Here is a 16,780-nt window from a genome sequence, read left to right as displayed (position 1 = left end):
ATTTATTGATATTAATGATATTTATAGAAGAAATTGTTGTTTGTCGGCGTAATTTTTTCACCCTATAAACGAGGTGTCACCTGCCAATTACAACGAGGAAGCTATGAGTACCTTAAATATCGATACCGCGCCGCCGTTATCTGCGCCCATCGGCTCGGCCAGCGATGTGGCGCGTTTGATTAACCAGCGCAGCGAGAAAAATACCCATGCGCGCATGATCGTGCTGTTGGCGCTGGGCGGTGTTTTTCTCGATGCCTATGACCTGACCACGCTGTCTTACGGCATCGATGACGTGGTGCGTGAATTCAGCCTCAGCCCGCTGCTGACCGGGGTGGTAACTTCTTCGATCATGGTCGGGACCATTCTCGGCAACCTGGTCGGCGGCTGGTTGACCGACAAGTACGGCCGCTATCAGGTGTTTATGGCCGATATGCTGTTTTTTGTGGTTTCCGCCATCGCCGCCGGGCTGGCGCCCAACGTCTGGGTGCTGATCGGCGCACGCTTTTTGATGGGTATCGGCGTCGGTATTGATTTGCCGGTGGCGATGGCCTATCTGGCCGAATTCTCCAAATTCACCGGCAAGGCCAACAAGGCGTCGCGCCTGGCGGCCTGGTGCCCGATGTGGTACGCCGCTTCGTCGGTGTGTTTTCTGATCATCTTTGCGCTCTATTTTCTATTGCCGGCCGAATATGCGAACTGGCTGTGGCGCGCCTCGTTGATTTTCGGCGCCGTGCCGGCGTTGCTGATCATCATGGTGCGCAGCAAGTTTATGAACGAGTCGCCGCTGTGGGCCGCTAACCAGGGCGATCTGAAAGAGGCGGCGCGCATCCTGCGCGAGTCATACGGCATTGCCGCCCATGAGGCGGAACCTGACACCGCCCAACCGGCGCCGCCGCCGAAGGTCAGCTTCCGCGTGCTGTTCCGCAAGCCGTACCGCGAGCGCACTCTGGTCGCCAGCGTGATGAACGTTTGCATTTCCTTTGAATACACCGCCATCGCCTTCTTTCTGCCGTCGATTCTGGCGCAGTTTCTCGGCGCCGGGGTGTTTGAAACTATCTCCGCTTCGCTCGGGCTGAACGTGCTGTTCGCTTTTACCGGTGGCCTGCTCGGCATGCGTCTGGCATGGAAGTATCCGTCGCGCCACGTGGCGATCGCCGGATTCGCGCTGCAGTTTATCGCGCTGATTGCCCTGGCGTTGATCGGACATCCGCAGGCGGCGTTCGGCGTTGGGCTGGCGATCCTGATGTTGGGCCTATGGCTGTTCGCCGAAGGATTCGGCCCCGGCGCGCAGATGATGATTTACCCGGCGCTCTCTTACCCGACGGCGATCCGCGCCACCGGCGTCGGTTTCGGCCGTTCGCTGTCCGGTATCGGCAGCGCGCTGGCGCTGTTTATTCTGCCGATTTTGCAGGCGCGCTTCGGCACCGACATGTTTTGGATTGTTTCACTGGCGGCGGCGATCCCCATCGTCTTCCTGCTGATCATTCGCTTTGAACCGACGGCGCGCGATATCGACGATCTGGCCGATCGCGCTTAACCACAGAGGACACTGACATGACGCAACACCTGTTATCCACCGGAGCAGACTACGCACAGCTGGCCGCGCGATTTCGGCCGATCTTCGCCGAAATCGCCGCCGGGGCGGTGGAGCGCGAGCTGTCGCGCACGCTGCCGCATGAACCGATCCGTTGGCTGAAAGAGGCGGGGTTCGGCAGGGTGCGCCTCCCGCGTGAAAAGGGCGGCGACGGCGCTTCGTTGCCGCAGCTGTTCGAACTGCTGGCCGAACTGGCGGAGGCGGACTCTAACCTGCCGCAGGCGCTGCGGGCGCATTTCGCCTTCGTGGAAGATCGGCTGAACGCGCCGGACGGCCCGGAGCGCGATCGCTGGTTCGAACGCTTTCTCGACGGCGAGCTGGTCGGCAGCGGTTGGACCGAGATCGGCGGCGTGAAGCTGGGGCAGGTCAATACCCGGGTAACGCCGCAGGCCGACGGCTGGTCGCTCAACGGCGAGAAATTTTACAGCACCGGCAGTCTGTTTGCCGATTGGATCGACGTGTATGCCGAGCGCAGCGACAGCGGCGGCCCGGTGATCGCTTTGGTGAACGTCGCCCAGCCGGGCGTAGAGCGCGACGACGACTGGGACGGATTTGGCCAACGCACTACCGGCAGCGGCACCACGCGTTTTATTGATGCGCGGGTCGAGCAGGCGCACGTCTATGACTTTGCCGAGCGCTTCCGCTACCAAACTGCGTTCTATCAGCATGTGTTGCTGGCGACGCTGGCGGGGATCGGCCGCGCGGTGCTGCGAGACGTCGGCGAGGGCGTGAGGCAACGTAAAAGGATCTATAGCCACGGCAACGCCGGTTGGGTGAAGGACGACGTGCAGATCCAGCAGGTGGTGGGGCAAATCAGCGCCTGGGCCTATGCGGTTGAGGCGACGGTGCTAAAAGCGACGTCCTCGCTGCAGCAGGCTTACGAGGCGCATCGATCCGGCGATGAAGCGCTGCTGCAGGCGCTTAACGTGACGGCGGAGCTGGACGCCGCCAGGGCGCAGGTCATCGCCGGGGAGTGGGTGCAGCGCGCCGCCGGTGAATTGTTCAATGCGCTCGGCGCTTCAGATACCCGTACCGGCAAGGCGTTGGATCGCCACTGGCGCAATGCGCGCACGCTCTCTTCACATAATCCGGTGATCTACAAGGCGCGCAATATCGGTGACTGGGAAATTAACCGCCATACGCCGACCTTTATCTGGCAAATCGGCAGTGGCGGTTGAGGCCGAGGCTATTCCGTCCAAACCTGCGTGCTGCGCGGGCTGTCCATCTGATAATCCGAGTAGGGGCGGGTGAAGAACTCGCGCCCCAACTCGCGGGCGGCCCGCAGCGGGTTGCGCGGATCGCGGGCGATCTCGCCGCGCTGGTTGCCGGCGCCGTGCACCAGCCCGACGAAGGCGGAATGGGTGTAGCGGCTGAACTCCTGGATCTGATGCACGATGCCCAGCGCCGCGCCGGGATAAGTTTCTTCCGACGCCACCGCCAGCCCGATGCGTTTGCCGCTCATGCGTTGGTGCACCTGTTCCGCCTGAGGGTAGGCGTTGGAATAAAAACTGAACGAGCGATCGAAAAAGGCCTTGGTTTGCGCCGACATGCCGTACCAGTAAATCGGCGTGCAAAATACCGCGCCGTCGGCCGGAAGAAAGTGCTCCAGGAACAGCTCGGCGTAGCGATCGGTCGGCGGCGGCGTATGGCGTTCATCGCTCAGGAAACCGCTCAGGTAATCGTCGAGAAAATGCAGGCTGGCGGAAGTGCCGGCTTCGGCGGCGCCCGCCATGATCGCCTGCGCCAGCGTGGCGCTGTTGCCGTCGCGGCGCGGGCTGCCGACCAGCACCACCAGGCGTTTGGATTGATGAGTTGTATTCATGTCATGTTCCTTGGTGTGAAGTGAACTCAGCCTTAATCTAGAGGTAAGCGTCCGCAGGCGACAAATGACGGTTTTTCTGCCAGGATGAACTCAACTCATCCCAAGAGGCTTCGCCATGTTCGCCACGCTGCCCGTCAACGCGTTACGCACCTTTGAATCCGCCGCTCGCCTGCGCAGCTTCAAGCTGGCGGCGGCCGAGCTGGCGGTGACGCCGACGGCGATTTCGCACCAAATCAAGGCGCTGGAACAGCAGCTGGGCTTTGCGCTGTTCGAGCGGGTGCCGCGCGGCGTGCGGCTGACGGCGAAGGGCGAAACGTTGTTTGCCGGAGTGCATGGCGCGCTGCTGGACGTCGCCGCCACGCTTGAGGGGCTGCGGCCGCAGCCCAGCAGCGGCTCGCTGTGCGTCTCGGTGACGCACTCGTTCGCGGCGCTGTGGTTGGTGCCGCGCCTGGGGCGTTTCTACCAGGCGTACCCGCACTATCTGGTGCGCCTGGAGGCCTGCGCCGAGGTGATCGATCTGCAGCAGGATGCCAGCGTGGATGTGGCGGTGCGTTACAGCCGCGCGCATTATCCCGCGCTGCATCAGGCGGCGCGGCTGGAGGAAAGCTTTGGTGTTTACGCCGCGCCGGGGCTGGCCGCCGCCGAACCGGAAAACCCGGTGCTGATCACCGTCAAGTGGGGGGATTCGGCGCTGTACGACAGCGGCTGGCATGACTGGTGCCGGGCCGCCGGCGTGGACTGGTGGCAGCGCCATGCGGCGATGCGCAGCTATCACGAGGAGCATTACGCCCTGCAGGCGGCGGTGGCCGGGCAGGGATGGGTGCTCGCCAGCTCGGTGATGGTGTCCGAGATGGTGGACAACGGTCTGCTGGTGGCGTACCGGCCGGAGGTGCGCGTACCGGGCGCCGCCTACAGCGTGCTGTGCGCGCCGGGGCGCGAGCGGCACCCGCCGGTCAGGGCGTTTCTGGCCTGGCTGCAGCGGGAACTGCCGCAAGGCAATGGCACGAAATAAAAGTTTTACCGTCCTAAGCTGTGGGAATATCAGCGAACTTTTGTTTTTACTTCACTGCGAGAACCTATCATGAGCCAGCCAAGAATCTCCGATTACCCGATTGACGCGCAATTTATCGAGCGCTGGTCGCCGCGCGCGATGACCAACGACGCCATCGACGATCAAACGCTGCTGAGCTTCTTTGAAGCGGCGCGCTGGTCGCCTTCGGCCTACAACATTCAGCCGTGGCGCTTTGCCTACAGCAAGCACGGCTCCGACAGCTGGGAGAACTACCTGGAGTTCCTGATCGACTTCAACCGCGGCTGGGCGCAACACGCCTCGGCGCTGGTGGTGATCGTCTCCAAAACCACCAGCCTGAACGGCGAGCGGCTGGTGGACAACCCGACCCATGCGTTCGACACCGGCGCGGCTTGGGCCAACCTGGCGCATCAGGCGCATCTGAAAGGCTGGCTGACCCACTGCATGAGCGGCATTCACCACGACAAGATCAAAGCGGCGTTGCAGCTGCCGGACGACTATGCGGTGCATGCTATGGTGGCGATCGGCAAACCGGGCGACAAAGCCCGCCTGCCGGATTTTCTGCAGGAGAAAGAAGCGCCGTCGGGCCGTCTGCCGCTCGGCAAGACCGTCAGCGAAGGGCTGAATTTCACGCTGTGATTGCCCGCTTTCTCGCAGGCCCGCTTCGCGGGCCTTTTTTATGCGGCGAGTAAAACTTAGGGAGTATGTTCTCGTTCGCTCATTCGATATATATTTTGTTATATAGCGATTGCGTGGTGAGGAGGAACCCGTGGGAGATCATTTTGGCAAAGGGCTGTTGGCGGGGTTAAAGGCGGAGAACCTGAAGCCGGAGGCGGAGCTGTCGCGTTTTTGCTCCGACTACAAGCGCGGTTTCGTGCTTGGCTATGCCCACCATTTGGCGCAGCGCTGCGGCGACGAGAACCGGGCGGCGTTCGAGGCCGGGCAGCTCAGCCGCGCCTATGGCCTCGGCAGCGAGCCGATGAGCGAGTTCTTCTCCGGCGGCGACAGCCGGTTGGCGGAGAAGTTTTTCCACGCCGGCTATAACCAGCCGACGCAGGGGTAGCGCCGGCGAGCCGTCAGGCGGCGCTCAGCACCGCCACCATATACACGCATGCCTCATCGCTTTGGTTTTCAAAGCGGCAGTCCGCCGGTGGGCCGAGCTCCAGGCAGTCTCCTTCGGCCATTTCATGGCGCGCGTCGCCCTCAAGAAAGACCAGCTCGCCGGATAAAACCCAGATCAGCTGACGCTTGAAGGCATACACCGAAGCCGGCATCGGGATCGCCGCGCCGGCCGGCAGTTCGATGCGCACCAGATCGAGCGGCAGATCGGTGCGCGGCGATACGTGGCGCCGCACGTAGCCGCTCTCAGGATCGACCCAGACCGGTTGATCTTCCCGGCGCAGCAGCCGGCCTTCTTGCGTTTCCGCGCGGGCGATCAGTTTGGACATGCTGAGGCCGAACGCCCCCGCCAGTCTGCCCAACAGCATCGCCGTCGGGCTGCTCTCGCCGCGCTCGATCTTATGCACCATCGCCCGTGAGACGCCCGCCCGTTCGGCCAGATCGGACAGCGACCAGTGGCGCGCCTCGCGTTCAATGCGAATGCGCGCGCCGATCAGCTGATTTAGATTGTCTAATTTAATATTCATATCGTAGTATTATAGTGGACAATTGGCCGGGGTAAACCATGATTATACGAAATGCGACGCTCAACGATAGCGCGGCGATTGCCGCTATCTATAACGACGCGGTGTTGAACAGCACCGCCATCTGGAATGAACAAACCGTGGATGCGGCCAACCGTGCGGCGTGGATCGGCGAACGCCAGGCGGCGGGCTACCCGGTGCTGGTGGCGGTGAACGCCGCGGACGAGGCGATCGGCTACGCGTCGTTCGGCGACTGGCGCGCCTGGGATGGCTATCGCCATACCGTGGAACATTCGGTGTATGTTCATCAGGCGCATCGCGGCGCAGGGATTGGCAAGGCGCTGCTGCTGGCGCTGATCGCACGGGCGCGGGAAATCGGCAAACATGTGATGGTGGCCGGCATCGAATCCGGCAATCAGGCCTCGATTAAGCTGCATCTGGCGCTGGGGTTCCGCGACGTGGGGCGCATGGAACAGGTGGGCGCCAAATTCGGCCAATGGCTGGATCTGACGTTCCTGCAGCTGACGCTCGACGAGCGGGCGACGCCGCCCGCGCGCTGATCCCGGGGGGCAGGGCGATGAATATGCTGTTACTGCTGATCGCGGCGGGAATGGGGCTGGTGGTGCAGAATCTGCTGATGGTGCGCATTACCGAAAGCGTTTCGACCATCCTCATTACGCTGGTGATCAACTCCAGCGTCGGTTTGTTGTTGCTGGTGGGGCTGCTGCTGGCCAAAAACGGCCTCGGCGCGGTGGCGGAAGTGACCGGCGCCGCCAGGTGGTGGATGCTGTTGCCGGGGCTGTTGGGATCGCTGTTCGTGTTCGCCGGCATTCTGGGTTACCAGAAGCTGGGGGCGGCGGCGACCATCTCGATCCTGGTCGCCAGCCAGCTGTGCATGGGGCTGTTGGCGGACGTCTACCGCGCCGGCCCGGCGGCGCTGCGCGAGAATCTGCCGGCGCTGGTCGGCGCTCTGCTGCTGGTGGCGGGCGCCTATCTGGTGGCGAAACGCAGCTTTTGACGGCGGCTGAAAGGCAAAAAGCCCGCTCGGGTTTCCCTGAGCGGGCTTCTCTAAATATGGCACCTGTGACTGGGATTGCCTTTGCTAGTAACTGGCTGATAAAAAAGCTAAATTCGAACCCCATTCCTGTCAAGAACATCAGAATTACCCAATATATTTAGCTGTAAAAGTATCATTTCTCATATGAATAGGTCGTTTTTCTATTGTTTAAGGTTTTTTATTCTGTTTTTTGTGGGGTTAATTTCTTGTATATGGGAGAAATGGTAAAGGTATCTTAACAGTAAGGGCCGCTCCATAGGAAACAGTACAAAGCCTATAGCTAATCCATCAGAATGAAGCTACTGCGGATACCACTCTGTCCACATTGATTTTAAAGATATCGATTAGAATTATCCTAAAAAATGGCTAAGATGGTAGAATCCTGACGTTGAATACCTCCGTTACACTATAGATTGGGTATGCAATGATGATGTTATGGAAACTACGGAATCTCAGCCATGAATGATAATGAAGACTCACTGTTTAAGAATAATAATCTTTCTCTTCAGCAAAAACTAGAGCGAGCTCGTACAGAGCTCCTTGACTTATCTGCGCGCAATAAACTCCTCAATATTCCTCGATCTAAAACAACCAAACTCTTAGAAATTATTGATGAGAGGTCTACTGAGATTTATCGTTTACTGGTTAAAGAAGGAAAAGTATTTACTTTTCTACCTGGACGAGAAGGAAAGAAAGGGGAGCTAATTGACGATGAGGGCGTTGTATCGGATTCGGATGATGCTCTTGTTGATGATCGGCTGCTTGTTTTCAATGATGATTTTGATCCAAAAGCAATAAGTGCTGAGCATCAGGATACAAAACTACAAACAAGGCTAACTCCGCAAGGTTTGCAAAAGAGATTGTTGGATCTTTACCACGATTCTAAAACGTTAGAAGAAGAACAGGGTGTAAACATACTCTATCTGACTCTCGGAACCTTAAAATGGATTGATCCCAATAATAAAGAAAATATTAGATATGCCCCTTTAATCTTGATTCCCGCGTCTCTTGAGCGTGGAACTGCTGGTGAGAGGTTTAAACTAAGGGCAAGGCAGGATGAGATTATTGAAAACCTTTCTCTGGAGGCATATTTACAGCGAACACATGAGATTTTATTGCCTAAGATCAACACCGATGAGGAGCTAGATCTCGCTGGGTATATCGATGAGGTTGCTCAGGTTGTGCAGACAAAGCCTGACTGGAGCGTTCAAGAAAACGACATTAATCTGGGGTTCTTCTCCTTCGCTAAATTCCTTATGTACCGGGATTTAGATCCAGAAAACTGGCCAGAGAATGACAATATCACAGAACAACCCCTTATCCAGTCACTTATGGTTGCTGGGTTTGATGAGAGGGATGAAAGGATTTCAGATGATGCACCTATAGATCCTTTTATTTCGCCGAGGGATATGCTCCATATCATGGATAGCGACACCTCTCAAACCCTTGCTATTCATGATGTACGGGAAGGAAAAAACCTTATTATTCAAGGTCCTCCTGGAACAGGGAAATCGCAGACGATTGCGAATATCATTGCTTCTGCAGTGGCAGATGGTAAAACTGTCTTATTTGTCGCAGAAAAAATGGCTGCTCTTGAAGTGGTGAAACGTCGCCTTGACCATGCGGGGGTGGGCGACGCCTGTTTAGAGTTGCATAGTAATAAGACGAATAAAAGGGTCTTCTTGGAGGAGTTGAAAAGGGTCTGGGAGTTGGGATCTCCTAGAGGTGAGTTTCCAGACACACTGGTAGGAAACCTAACGGAGGCGAGGGATAAACTTAACGAGCATCCGGCAAGGCTACACAAGATATATCATCCTTCAACTTTCTCTCCCTATCAGGTCATGGGGCATCTTGTTCGATTACGTCAGTTAGGTCAGGCCCCGACCGATTTTCATCTCGAAAAATTTGAACATTGGAATGCCAGCGATCTTGAGAAACGTCTTGAGCTCGTGAAAGAGATTGTTGATCGTATCCGAGATATTGGTTTGCCCGCTCAGCATCCGTGGAGTGGCGTTGGTCTTGAGCAGATATTACCAATAGATGTAGAAAAATTACTTCCACGTCTGCAAAATCTTGAAAGAGATGTTGTACGTCTTAAAAACGCTGTTACAAATCTGTCTACTGATCTTTCTATTACACCTGTACCGGAAAAATTTTCTTCAATTCATAAATTAGTTGAGGTTGCTGAATGTATCAATAAAGCACCTGATCTGTCAGTGGAAGCCTTTACTTCTGCTATTTGGTGTGATAGTGCACCTGCAATCAAACGACTTATTGCAGTGGGTAAGCAGTATCAGCAAGCTCGCTTAGATCTTGAGATAGATATAGTAACTGAAGAAATTGAAACTCCAGTTACCGAACTGAAAGATGCGCTGGCAAGACTTCCTCGTGATTTTCAAGTTAATGGTTTTTCCGCAGCTTGTTCTCTGGTGAAACCTTTATCTAAGTTGCGTCTTGATGCTGCTCGTTTACATGAAGAACTCGGTACTCAGGGAGGATATTACACCGTTCAGGAAATAGAAAGGCTCATCACATTGGGGGAAAGAATTGCTGCCGCCCCTAATGCCAGCCCCGACGCCTTTATCGCATCCGTTTGGGATCATGGTATTGAGAAAGCTGCTGAACTGGTTGAGTCGATTGCCTCCTTCAGAATCGTTAGCGAAGCTCTTGATTCCCAAATTAATGAGGTGGCTTGGAATACGGATGTTCAGGAAGCCAGGAATCTTCTGGCGAGCCATACTGGTATTTTCCGATACCTCAATGGAAACTGGAGAAAAGCGAGGGGGCTTGTTGGTTCTTTACTGCGGGATCGTTCGTTGCCCGTTGAGCAGCAGATCTTATTGTTGGACAAGTTGATTAAGGCCCAGGCAGAGAGGAAAAAAATTCAGGAAGGCAATGACTTTGGTCATTCCGCCTTCGGTAGCGATTGGCGAGGTGAACGAAGTGACAGCTCTTCTTTAATGGCATTAGTTGAATGGATGAGAACGCTCCGTGGTGTAGGCGCTGAGGCTCGGCTGTTGGCCAGCCGACTTATCGACCGCGAAGGTGTGAAGCTTCGTACACAGCAACTAAATCAGTTACTGCAGCAGGTTCGGACCCAGTTAGATATGTTATGGAGCGCGTTCGGTTTTTCACCTGAGGAGTATTTTTCCAATCAGGTATCTATCACCCGCGTTTCATTAGTCTTCATCGAAGAGAAAATCCAAAATCTCATAGCGATTGATGAACAATGCTTTCGTGTAATGGTTAACCCTCCTGCTCGTATTGATGAGCGTTGCCAACTAATCACTCGAATGATTGCGTTGCAAAAACTGATTGCCGAAATACGAGCAGAAGCTCCGCTTGCAAAAAGTGCTTTTGATGAACAGTGGAAAGAGCTGTCATCTGATTGGGATTATCTGAGTCAGGCTTGTTCTTGGTTAGAGGAGAACAGTGCATTACGTTTCGTAGCGGCAAAACTGACAGACAGAGCTGAAACTGCCCATATTGCACGAGAAACTCACCTGTTTAGCCAAAAGATAGTCAATGAACTGGAACAAATCGCGACGGAATTAAAAGGTACTATTGAAACCCTTTTGGGTTCATCATCTGATAAATTAATGATAGCGCTTGTGTGTGAGAAACTTCAAACATGGGCCGAGAATTCAGAACAGCTCTCTAAATGGGTTGCGTATCAGCATCGTATTACGCAGGCTCGAAAATATGGATTATCTGAGGTAGTAGAAAGACTCGCTAGTGGAGATCTTTCGCTAGATTCTGCTATTTCTGCCGTAGAGCGAACCTATTTTGAGTCGCTACTTAAAATCATGGCTCTCGAAGAACCCGATTTAGTGCGCTTTGATGGTGAGCTTCATTCTCGTCAGGTGGCAGGATTTGCAGAGCTTGACCTTAAACGTATCAAAGCCGCCAGTCTTGAGGTTGTGCGTGCCCATCATAGACAAATCCCTTCCAAGAGCGGCGGTATTGGCCCAGTGGGTGTTCTGCGTTCGGAAATGGTGAAAAAGCGGGGGCATTTACCAATTCGTCAATTAATGCAGAAGGCTGGAGTGGCGATTCAAGCACTCAAGCCGGTCATGATGATGAGCCCGTTATCTGTTGCTCAATTCCTCATCCCGGGAAAACAAAAGTTCGATCTTCTGGTCATGGATGAAGCGAGTCAGATACAACCGGTTGATGCAATTGGTGCAATTGCTCGCTGTAAGCAGGTTGTGGTCGTCGGGGATGAACGTCAACTTCCACCTACACGATTCTTCGCTAAGATGACAGAATCTGTTGCTAATGATGATGGTGATGAAGTATCCCAGGTTGCTGATATAGAGAGTGTATTGGGCCTATTTGTTGCCAGGGGATTACCTCAACGTATGTTGCGTTGGCACTATCGCAGCCGTCATCAATCTTTGATTGCTGTATCCAATAGTCAGTTCTATGAGAATAAACTCTTCATCGTGCCGAGTCCTTACACTCAGGAAGCAGGCATGGGTCTGCAATTCCACCACATCCCTGATGGTGTGTTCGGATCAGGCGGTAAGGGGACCAATACGATAGAAGCTAAAGCTGTCGCTAAAGCAATCATGGAGCATGCCCGTAAATATCCAGAACAGTCGCTCGGCGTTGCAACATTTTCTGTTTCCCAGCGAAAAGCCATTCAGGACGAACTCGAGTTACTACGCCGTCTGAATCCTGATTTAGAAGAATTCTTTAATGCGCATTCGAGCGAGCCTTTCTTCGTTAAAAACCTTGAGAACGTACAAGGTGATGAGCGTGATGTAATTATGATCTCCGTCGGCTATGCCAGAAATACGCAGGGATACATCGCGATGCGTTTTGGTCCCCTGGGGGCAGAGGGAGGGGAAAGAAGATTGAATGTATTAATCAGCCGAGCCAAACGTCGATGTGAGGTTTTCGCTTCGATCACAGACGAAGATATTGATTTGGAAAGAGCAAAGGGAAAAGGTGTATTTGCCTTTAAACTATTCCTGCAATATGCCCGTACCGGTCGGATATCGTTAGCTCAACGGAATGAAAGAGAAATGGATAGTGTATTTGAAGAGCAGGTTGCTGATGCGCTTCAGAAAGCTGGTTATCAAGTCCATCCTCAAGTGGGTATTGCTGGATTCTTTATAGATTTAGCTATTGCTGATCCTGATATGCCAGGGCGATACTTGATTGGTATTGAGTGCGATGGCCGTGCTTATCATTCATCACGTTCTGCGCGAGAGCGCGATCGCTTGCGTCAGGCTGTACTTGAAGATCATGGGTGGATTATCCATCGTATCTGGAGTACGGATTGGTTCCACCGGCCTGAAGAGCAGCTGGAACGAACACTTAAGGCTATAGAGTCTGCTAAAAAAGAGCTCTCAGAACGGACTGAGCAATTGAAACAAAGGACTCGTGCAGTACCTGTCGAAATTGTGACTGTCGATAGAGGACCTGTAGTTGAGATTGGTCTTGTCGATTCTGATATTGCAAAAGAATCTGAGATTGCCTATGTGGAGGCTACTCCATCCGCCAATATGGGATATGAACTGCATGAAACCCCGTTGGGTATTCTCAGCGAAATTATTGAGCAGATAGTAGAAATTGAATCTCCTGTTCATATAAGCGAAGTTATCACCAGGTTGCGAACTGCCTGGGGATTACAACGTGCAGGGGCCAGAATTGAGGCCGTTGTGAACAGGGCTGCTAATCTGGTGTGTAACAAAGGTGATATCCTTCAGGATGGACAAATTTTAATACATCAGAAATCAAAGATTGTTTTACGAAATCGACAGAATGTTCAGTCGTCGGGACTGCGTAAATCCGAAATGTTGCCACCTCAAGAGATTGCTGTCGGAATTTCTCAGGTAGTTAAAAATAACCTTGGTGCGACAGAAGAAGAAATAGTTATGTCTATTTCTAGATCTCTTGGGTTTAAAGCAACAAGTGGGACCTTACGTAAAGTCATTTCAGAGGTAATTGAACAACTTCTATTTAAAGGATCTCTTCTAAAAGAAGACTCTCTGATTATTGAGAGTAAAGAAACAGTTACAGAGTGATTTTCTATATTAAGATAAACCCAAAGTATATTCTCTGGGTTTATCTTTTTTAATTTTGAATAATAATTCATGGATGGATCCACTCCGAAGTAGTTTTGTTGCATTTCATGACGGTTAGCAGTTCTCCCATAACGTTGCTCCGTTCATTCGAACCACTATATGGGGCGAATGAACGCGGCGAACCGTATTATAAGCACACTTGTTTTAGTTCCACTCACTTTTGCCGATGTACAGACTCCGCGTTCTGGGGCCCGCTGCTTTATCGGGTTGATGTTCTGCGCCAGCAACTTGCGGATACCGTCGCGCTGTTGCCGTGCGCCAGACAGAGAGACATTAGGATAAGCGCTTAAACCAAAGTGAGATTCTTTACCATTGATACGGTATTTGAGATACCAGAGATGTGAACCGCCTAGATTGATCAAAAGATACAAACCGTGTGAATCGGAGATTTTGAAGGGTTTATCAGAAAGCTTGAGACTGCAGATTGTCGTGTCGTTCAGAGATATATGGTAGTCACTCCATCGTCGAACTGAAATGACCCAGATCAAACAACCAATCTTGCCCGATGCGGAAGGGGGAAATGAAAACGCGTTGGGAATGTTTTTTGTGCTAACTTATTGAATTTTAATCAGATAAGAATTTACAACGAAGCATGAAAGCGTGAGTATGGCTCCTCTGACTGGACTCGAACCAGTGACATACGGATTAACAGTCCGCCGTTCTACCGACTGAACTACAGAGGAATCGTGTGAACGGGGCGAATAATAGCGGGGCGGTTGCGGCTTGTAAAGCGTGAAGACGTCCGATGCGTTCGTTTGCTGCAAGATTGCCCAACCTGCTGCTTTTTCTCGCTTTTGTCGCTTATCCCGCGCGCAGCGTCGCCGAATTGCCCGTTGATCGGCGCCGTTGCCTGCCGATGGTGCAACGGTTGCCCTGCGCGGTGGCGCGCGCCGCCCGGCGAACGGCCATTTACCGCCTTGTACCCCGCTTCCACGGCCGTTTACCGACTCTGGCCTGGATCTTGCTGTGATTGCATGACCGGATTTCGGCATTCTCAATTTAGCGGCTCGCTGGAGGCACTATGAATTTCAGACGTCTGAAGTACTTCGTGAAAATCGTCGATATCGGCAGCCTGACTCAGGCGGCGGAGGTGTTGCACATCGCCCAACCGGCGCTCAGCCAGCAGTTGGCGACGCTGGAAGGAGAGTTGAAGCAACAGCTGCTGATCCGCACCAAGCGCGGGGTGCAGCCGACCGAGGCCGGCAACATTCTGTATGCCCACGCGCAGACCATTCTGCGCCAGTGCGAGCAGGCGCAGAGCGCGGTCAACAGCGCCGGGCAGGCGATGAGCGGCCAGGTGTCGCTCGGGCTGGCGTCGGGCAGCACCGCGGCGCAGCTGGCGCTGCCGCTGTTGCAGACCCTGCGCGATCAGCAGCCGGGCATCCTGCTCAGCCTGCATGAAAACGGCGGCGCGGCGTTGGCCGGGCAGGTGGCTAACCAGACGCTGGACATGGCGATGGTCTACGGCGCCAAAATGCCCGCCGGGCTGCACGCCATCGCATTGATGCGGGAAGATCTTTATCTGGTGGCGACGCGCGCGGTGCCGCATCCCGGCAACAGCGTCGAGCTGCTGGACGTGGCGCGGCTGAACCTGTTCCTGCCGCGTGAGGGCGATGCGGTGCGCAACCAGCTGGAGGAGGCGATGGCGCTGCGCAAGCTGGCGATCAACGTGGTGGGGGAGATCGAATCCTCGGGCGCGCTGAGCGCCGCGATCGCCAGCGGGTTAGGGGCGACCGTGCTGCCGGAATCGGTGGCGCGCGCGATGATCGGCCCGGCCAAGGCCTGGATGGCGCGCATCAATGCGCCGACGATGTCGGTGCCGCTGTCACTGTGCATGTCGAGCCAACAGGCGCTGTCCGCCCCGGCGCTGCTGGTGAAAGACCTGTTGCTGTCGATCGCCGGCGGCCGCAGCCAGGAGAAGCGCGCGTTGGCGCTGGTGCGTTGAGGAAAAAACGGCCCGCCGCAGCGGGCCTGAGCACCGTTACCGGAACGGCGGTTCGTTGAAGGTGCGCAGCTTGCGCGAGTGCAGGCGATCGCCCTCGGCGCGCAACAAATCGATGGCGCAGATGCCGATCTGCAGGTGTTCGGAGATCGCCCCTTCGTAGAAGCGGTTGGCCTGGCCCGGCAGTTTGATCTCGCCGTGCAGCGGTTTGTCGGAGACGCACAGCAGCGTGCCGTACGGCACCCGGAAGCGATAACCCTGAGCGGCGATGGTGGCGCTCTCCATGTCGACCGCCACCGCGCGGCTGAGATTGAAGCGGCGCGCCGAAGCGGAGTAGCGCAGCTCCCAGTTGCGGTCGTCGGTGGTGACCACCGTGCCGGTGCGCAAACGCTGTTTAACCTCTTCGCCGGGCATGCCGCTGACCATCTTGGTGGCGTCGTACAGGGCGCGCTGCACCTCGGCGATGCTCGGGATCGGGATATCCGGCGGCAGCACCGCATCCAGCACGTGATCGTCGCGCAGATAGGCATGGGCCAGCACGTAATCGCCGATCTTCTGGCTTTCGCGCAGGCCGCCGCAGTGGCCGATCATCAGCCAGGCGCTCGGGCGCAGCACCGCCAGGTGATCGCAGATGGTTTTGGCGTTGGACGGGCCGACGCCGATGTTGATCAGCGTGATGCCCTGGCCGGTGCGCGAGATCAGGTGATAGGCCGGCATCTGGTGGTTTTTCCACGCCAGATCGGACACCGCCTGCTCGGGCGCGCTGGTTTCCGGCGTGATGTAGGTGCCGCCGGCGCTGGAGAGCGCGATGTACGGGCTGGCCGGATCGGCGATCTGGGCGCAGGCCCAGCGCACGAACTCATCCACATAGCGGGTGTAGTTGGTGAACAGCACGAACGGCTGGAAATGCTCCACCGGCGTGCCGGTGTAGTGCCGCAGACGCGCCAGCGAGAAATCCGCGCGCAGCGCATCGAAATGCGACAGCGGGAAATGGTTGTCGGTGGTGTGATACAGGCCGTCGGCGGTCTCGTCACCGATCTGGGCCAGCTCGGTGGTGGGGAAATGCTGCGCGATGCCGGCGCTCATTGAGCGATCGAGCGCCAGGCTGGAGCCGTCGATGACATAAGGGAACGGGATCTCCTGCTGCGACGGCGCCACTTCGATATGGGCGGCGTAGTCGTGTTCCAGCATCGCCAGCTGTTCGGCCAGATAGTGGCGGAACAGCTGCGGCCGGGTCACGGTGGTGCTGTAGCTGCCGGGATGGGTAAAGCGGCCGAAGGCGCGGGTTTTGCTCGGGCCGGATTGCTGCCCGTCCCAGCTGACGCGCAGTTCGGGATACACGAACAGTCCGGCGGCGCGCGCTTGCGCATCCGGCAGGGTGCCGTGGCTGATAAAGTCACTGACCGCCTGCCGCAGCGCGTCTACCGCGGCGTCATACAGGGCTTCCAGTTGATCGAGTGCCTGATCGGCGCTGAGGCCGCTGCGAGGTGGGGCATAGCTCATACTTTCTCCTTCGATGTCCTGGCTCTGGCGGGATTGGCGGCGTTTCACCGTCACAGGTTAGCCGAAGAAGGGCGTAAAAGCTTGGTTGAAATGA

General features: G+C 55.5%; 13 protein-coding genes, 1 tRNA gene and 1 pseudogene. 10 read left to right on the top strand and 5 right to left on the bottom strand.

Annotated elements, in window-relative coordinates; translation table 11 throughout:
* Positions 1–103: 103 nt before the first annotated feature.
* Together ACP39K_RS04460 and ACP39K_RS04455 are read left to right on the top strand one after the other, a co-directional pair.
* Positions 104–1,537: an MFS transporter gene (locus tag ACP39K_RS04460; RefSeq protein WP_244757685.1), complete on the top strand. Its 1,434-nt coding sequence runs from the start codon at positions 104–106 to the stop codon at positions 1,535–1,537.
* A 17-nt stretch (positions 1,538–1,554) separates the two neighbouring features.
* Entirely contained in the window at positions 1,555–2,772 is a 1,218-nt protein-coding gene (locus tag ACP39K_RS04455; protein ID WP_033639920.1) for an acyl-CoA dehydrogenase family protein, read from the top strand.
* Positions 2,773–2,780: 8 nt separating this feature from the next.
* Here the strand turns inward: ACP39K_RS04455 and ACP39K_RS04450 are convergent, their stop codons facing one another.
* Positions 2,781–3,416, bottom strand: a complete 636-nt coding sequence (locus ACP39K_RS04450) for a flavodoxin family protein (RefSeq protein ID WP_033639921.1) — start codon at positions 3,414–3,416, stop codon at positions 2,781–2,783.
* A 115-nt stretch (positions 3,417–3,531) separates the two neighbouring features.
* Here ACP39K_RS04450 and ACP39K_RS04445 point away from each other — a divergent pair, with 115 nt between their 5' ends.
* The 3 genes from ACP39K_RS04445 (at position 3,532) to ACP39K_RS04435 (ending at position 5,509) form a co-directional block, all read left to right on the top strand.
* Positions 3,532–4,428 (top strand): LysR substrate-binding domain-containing protein, encoded by an 897-nt coding sequence (locus tag ACP39K_RS04445; protein WP_060444574.1) that lies wholly within the window; start codon positions 3,532–3,534, stop codon positions 4,426–4,428.
* Between the two features lie 69 nt (positions 4,429–4,497).
* On the top strand, positions 4,498–5,085 hold the full coding sequence (locus ACP39K_RS04440; protein WP_015378412.1) for a nitroreductase family protein: 588 nt from the start codon (positions 4,498–4,500) through the stop codon (positions 5,083–5,085).
* A gap of 130 nt (positions 5,086–5,215) precedes the next feature.
* The gene (locus tag ACP39K_RS04435) at positions 5,216–5,509 is read left to right on the top strand and encodes a DUF2623 family protein (protein ID WP_016927116.1); all 294 of its coding nucleotides are present in this window, start codon (positions 5,216–5,218) and stop codon (positions 5,507–5,509) included.
* Positions 5,510–5,522: 13 nt separating this feature from the next.
* Here the strand turns inward: ACP39K_RS04435 and ACP39K_RS04430 are convergent, their stop codons facing one another.
* Positions 5,523–6,092 (bottom strand): helix-turn-helix domain-containing protein, encoded by a 570-nt coding sequence (locus tag ACP39K_RS04430; RefSeq protein ID WP_015378410.1) that lies wholly within the window; start codon positions 6,090–6,092, stop codon positions 5,523–5,525.
* A gap of 38 nt (positions 6,093–6,130) precedes the next feature.
* Between ACP39K_RS04430 and ACP39K_RS04425 the strand changes: the two genes are divergently transcribed.
* The 3 genes from ACP39K_RS04425 to ACP39K_RS04415 all read left to right on the top strand — a co-directional run bounded on the left by ACP39K_RS04425 (position 6,131) and on the right by ACP39K_RS04415 (position 13,181).
* Positions 6,131–6,649 (top strand): GNAT family N-acetyltransferase, encoded by a 519-nt coding sequence (locus ACP39K_RS04425; protein ID WP_033639923.1) that lies wholly within the window; start codon positions 6,131–6,133, stop codon positions 6,647–6,649.
* 17 nt (positions 6,650–6,666) lie between these two features.
* A complete protein-coding gene (locus ACP39K_RS04420; protein WP_016927118.1) occupies positions 6,667–7,107 on the top strand; it encodes a DMT family transporter in 441 nt (146 codons plus the stop codon).
* Positions 7,108–7,604: 497 nt separating this feature from the next.
* Positions 7,605–13,181 (top strand): DUF3320 domain-containing protein, encoded by a 5,577-nt coding sequence (locus ACP39K_RS04415; RefSeq protein ID WP_497008316.1) that lies wholly within the window; start codon positions 7,605–7,607, stop codon positions 13,179–13,181.
* A gap of 227 nt (positions 13,182–13,408) precedes the next feature.
* Here the strand turns inward: ACP39K_RS04415 and ACP39K_RS04410 are convergent.
* Together ACP39K_RS04410 and ACP39K_RS04405 are read right to left on the bottom strand one after the other, a co-directional pair.
* A pseudogene (locus ACP39K_RS04410) lies at positions 13,409–13,687 on the bottom strand (Arm DNA-binding domain-containing protein); the annotation flags it as partial.
* Between the two features lie 161 nt (positions 13,688–13,848).
* Positions 13,849–13,924: transfer RNA gene (locus ACP39K_RS04405), tRNA-Asn, on the bottom strand.
* Positions 13,925–13,986: 62 nt separating this feature from the next.
* On the opposite strand from ACP39K_RS04405, the gene ACP39K_RS04400 reads away from it, so the two are divergent.
* Positions 13,987–14,211, top strand: a complete 225-nt coding sequence (locus ACP39K_RS04400) for a hypothetical protein (RefSeq protein WP_126186879.1) — start codon at positions 13,987–13,989, stop codon at positions 14,209–14,211.
* Between the two features lie 51 nt (positions 14,212–14,262).
* Positions 14,263–15,186 carry a nitrogen assimilation transcriptional regulator NAC gene (gene nac, locus ACP39K_RS04395; RefSeq protein WP_060444575.1) on the top strand — a complete coding sequence of 308 codons (924 nt, stop codon included), beginning with the start codon at positions 14,263–14,265 and terminating at the stop codon, positions 15,184–15,186.
* Positions 15,187–15,222: 36 nt separating this feature from the next.
* Here nac and ACP39K_RS04390 read toward each other — a convergent pair whose 3' ends face one another.
* Positions 15,223–16,686, bottom strand: a complete 1,464-nt coding sequence (locus ACP39K_RS04390) for an AMP nucleosidase (protein ID WP_123061799.1) — start codon at positions 16,684–16,686, stop codon at positions 15,223–15,225.
* Positions 16,687–16,780: the final 94 nt, after the last annotated feature.

This window comes from Serratia sp. EC4, assembly GCF_059652115.1.
The sequence above is the reverse complement of the archived record's forward strand: the minus strand, read 5'-3'. Positions and strand labels throughout refer to the sequence as shown.

What these genes read in the sequence shown, in the direction of transcription:
- ACP39K_RS04460 (WP_244757685.1), top strand. Translation starts at nt 104, where the DNA reads ATGAGTACCTTAAATATCGATACCGCGCCGCCGTTATCTGCGCCCATC.
- ACP39K_RS04455 (WP_033639920.1), top strand. Translation starts at nt 1,555, where the DNA reads ATGACGCAACACCTGTTATCCACCGGAGCAGACTACGCACAGCTGGCC.
- ACP39K_RS04450 (WP_033639921.1), bottom strand. Translation starts at nt 3,416, where the DNA reads ATGAATACAACTCATCAATCCAAACGCCTGGTGGTGCTGGTCGGCAGC.
- ACP39K_RS04445 (WP_060444574.1), top strand. Translation starts at nt 3,532, where the DNA reads ATGTTCGCCACGCTGCCCGTCAACGCGTTACGCACCTTTGAATCCGCC.
- ACP39K_RS04440 (WP_015378412.1), top strand. Translation starts at nt 4,498, where the DNA reads ATGAGCCAGCCAAGAATCTCCGATTACCCGATTGACGCGCAATTTATC.
- ACP39K_RS04430 (WP_015378410.1), bottom strand. Translation starts at nt 6,092, where the DNA reads ATGAATATTAAATTAGACAATCTAAATCAGCTGATCGGCGCGCGCATT.
- ACP39K_RS04425 (WP_033639923.1), top strand. Translation starts at nt 6,131, where the DNA reads ATGATTATACGAAATGCGACGCTCAACGATAGCGCGGCGATTGCCGCT.
- ACP39K_RS04420 (WP_016927118.1), top strand. Translation starts at nt 6,667, where the DNA reads ATGAATATGCTGTTACTGCTGATCGCGGCGGGAATGGGGCTGGTGGTG.
- ACP39K_RS04415 (WP_497008316.1), top strand. Translation starts at nt 7,605, where the DNA reads ATGAATGATAATGAAGACTCACTGTTTAAGAATAATAATCTTTCTCTT.
- ACP39K_RS04400 (WP_126186879.1), top strand. Translation starts at nt 13,987, where the DNA reads ATGCGTTCGTTTGCTGCAAGATTGCCCAACCTGCTGCTTTTTCTCGCT.
- nac (WP_060444575.1), top strand. Translation starts at nt 14,263, where the DNA reads ATGAATTTCAGACGTCTGAAGTACTTCGTGAAAATCGTCGATATCGGC.
- ACP39K_RS04390 (WP_123061799.1), bottom strand. Translation starts at nt 16,686, where the DNA reads ATGAGCTATGCCCCACCTCGCAGCGGCCTCAGCGCCGATCAGGCACTC.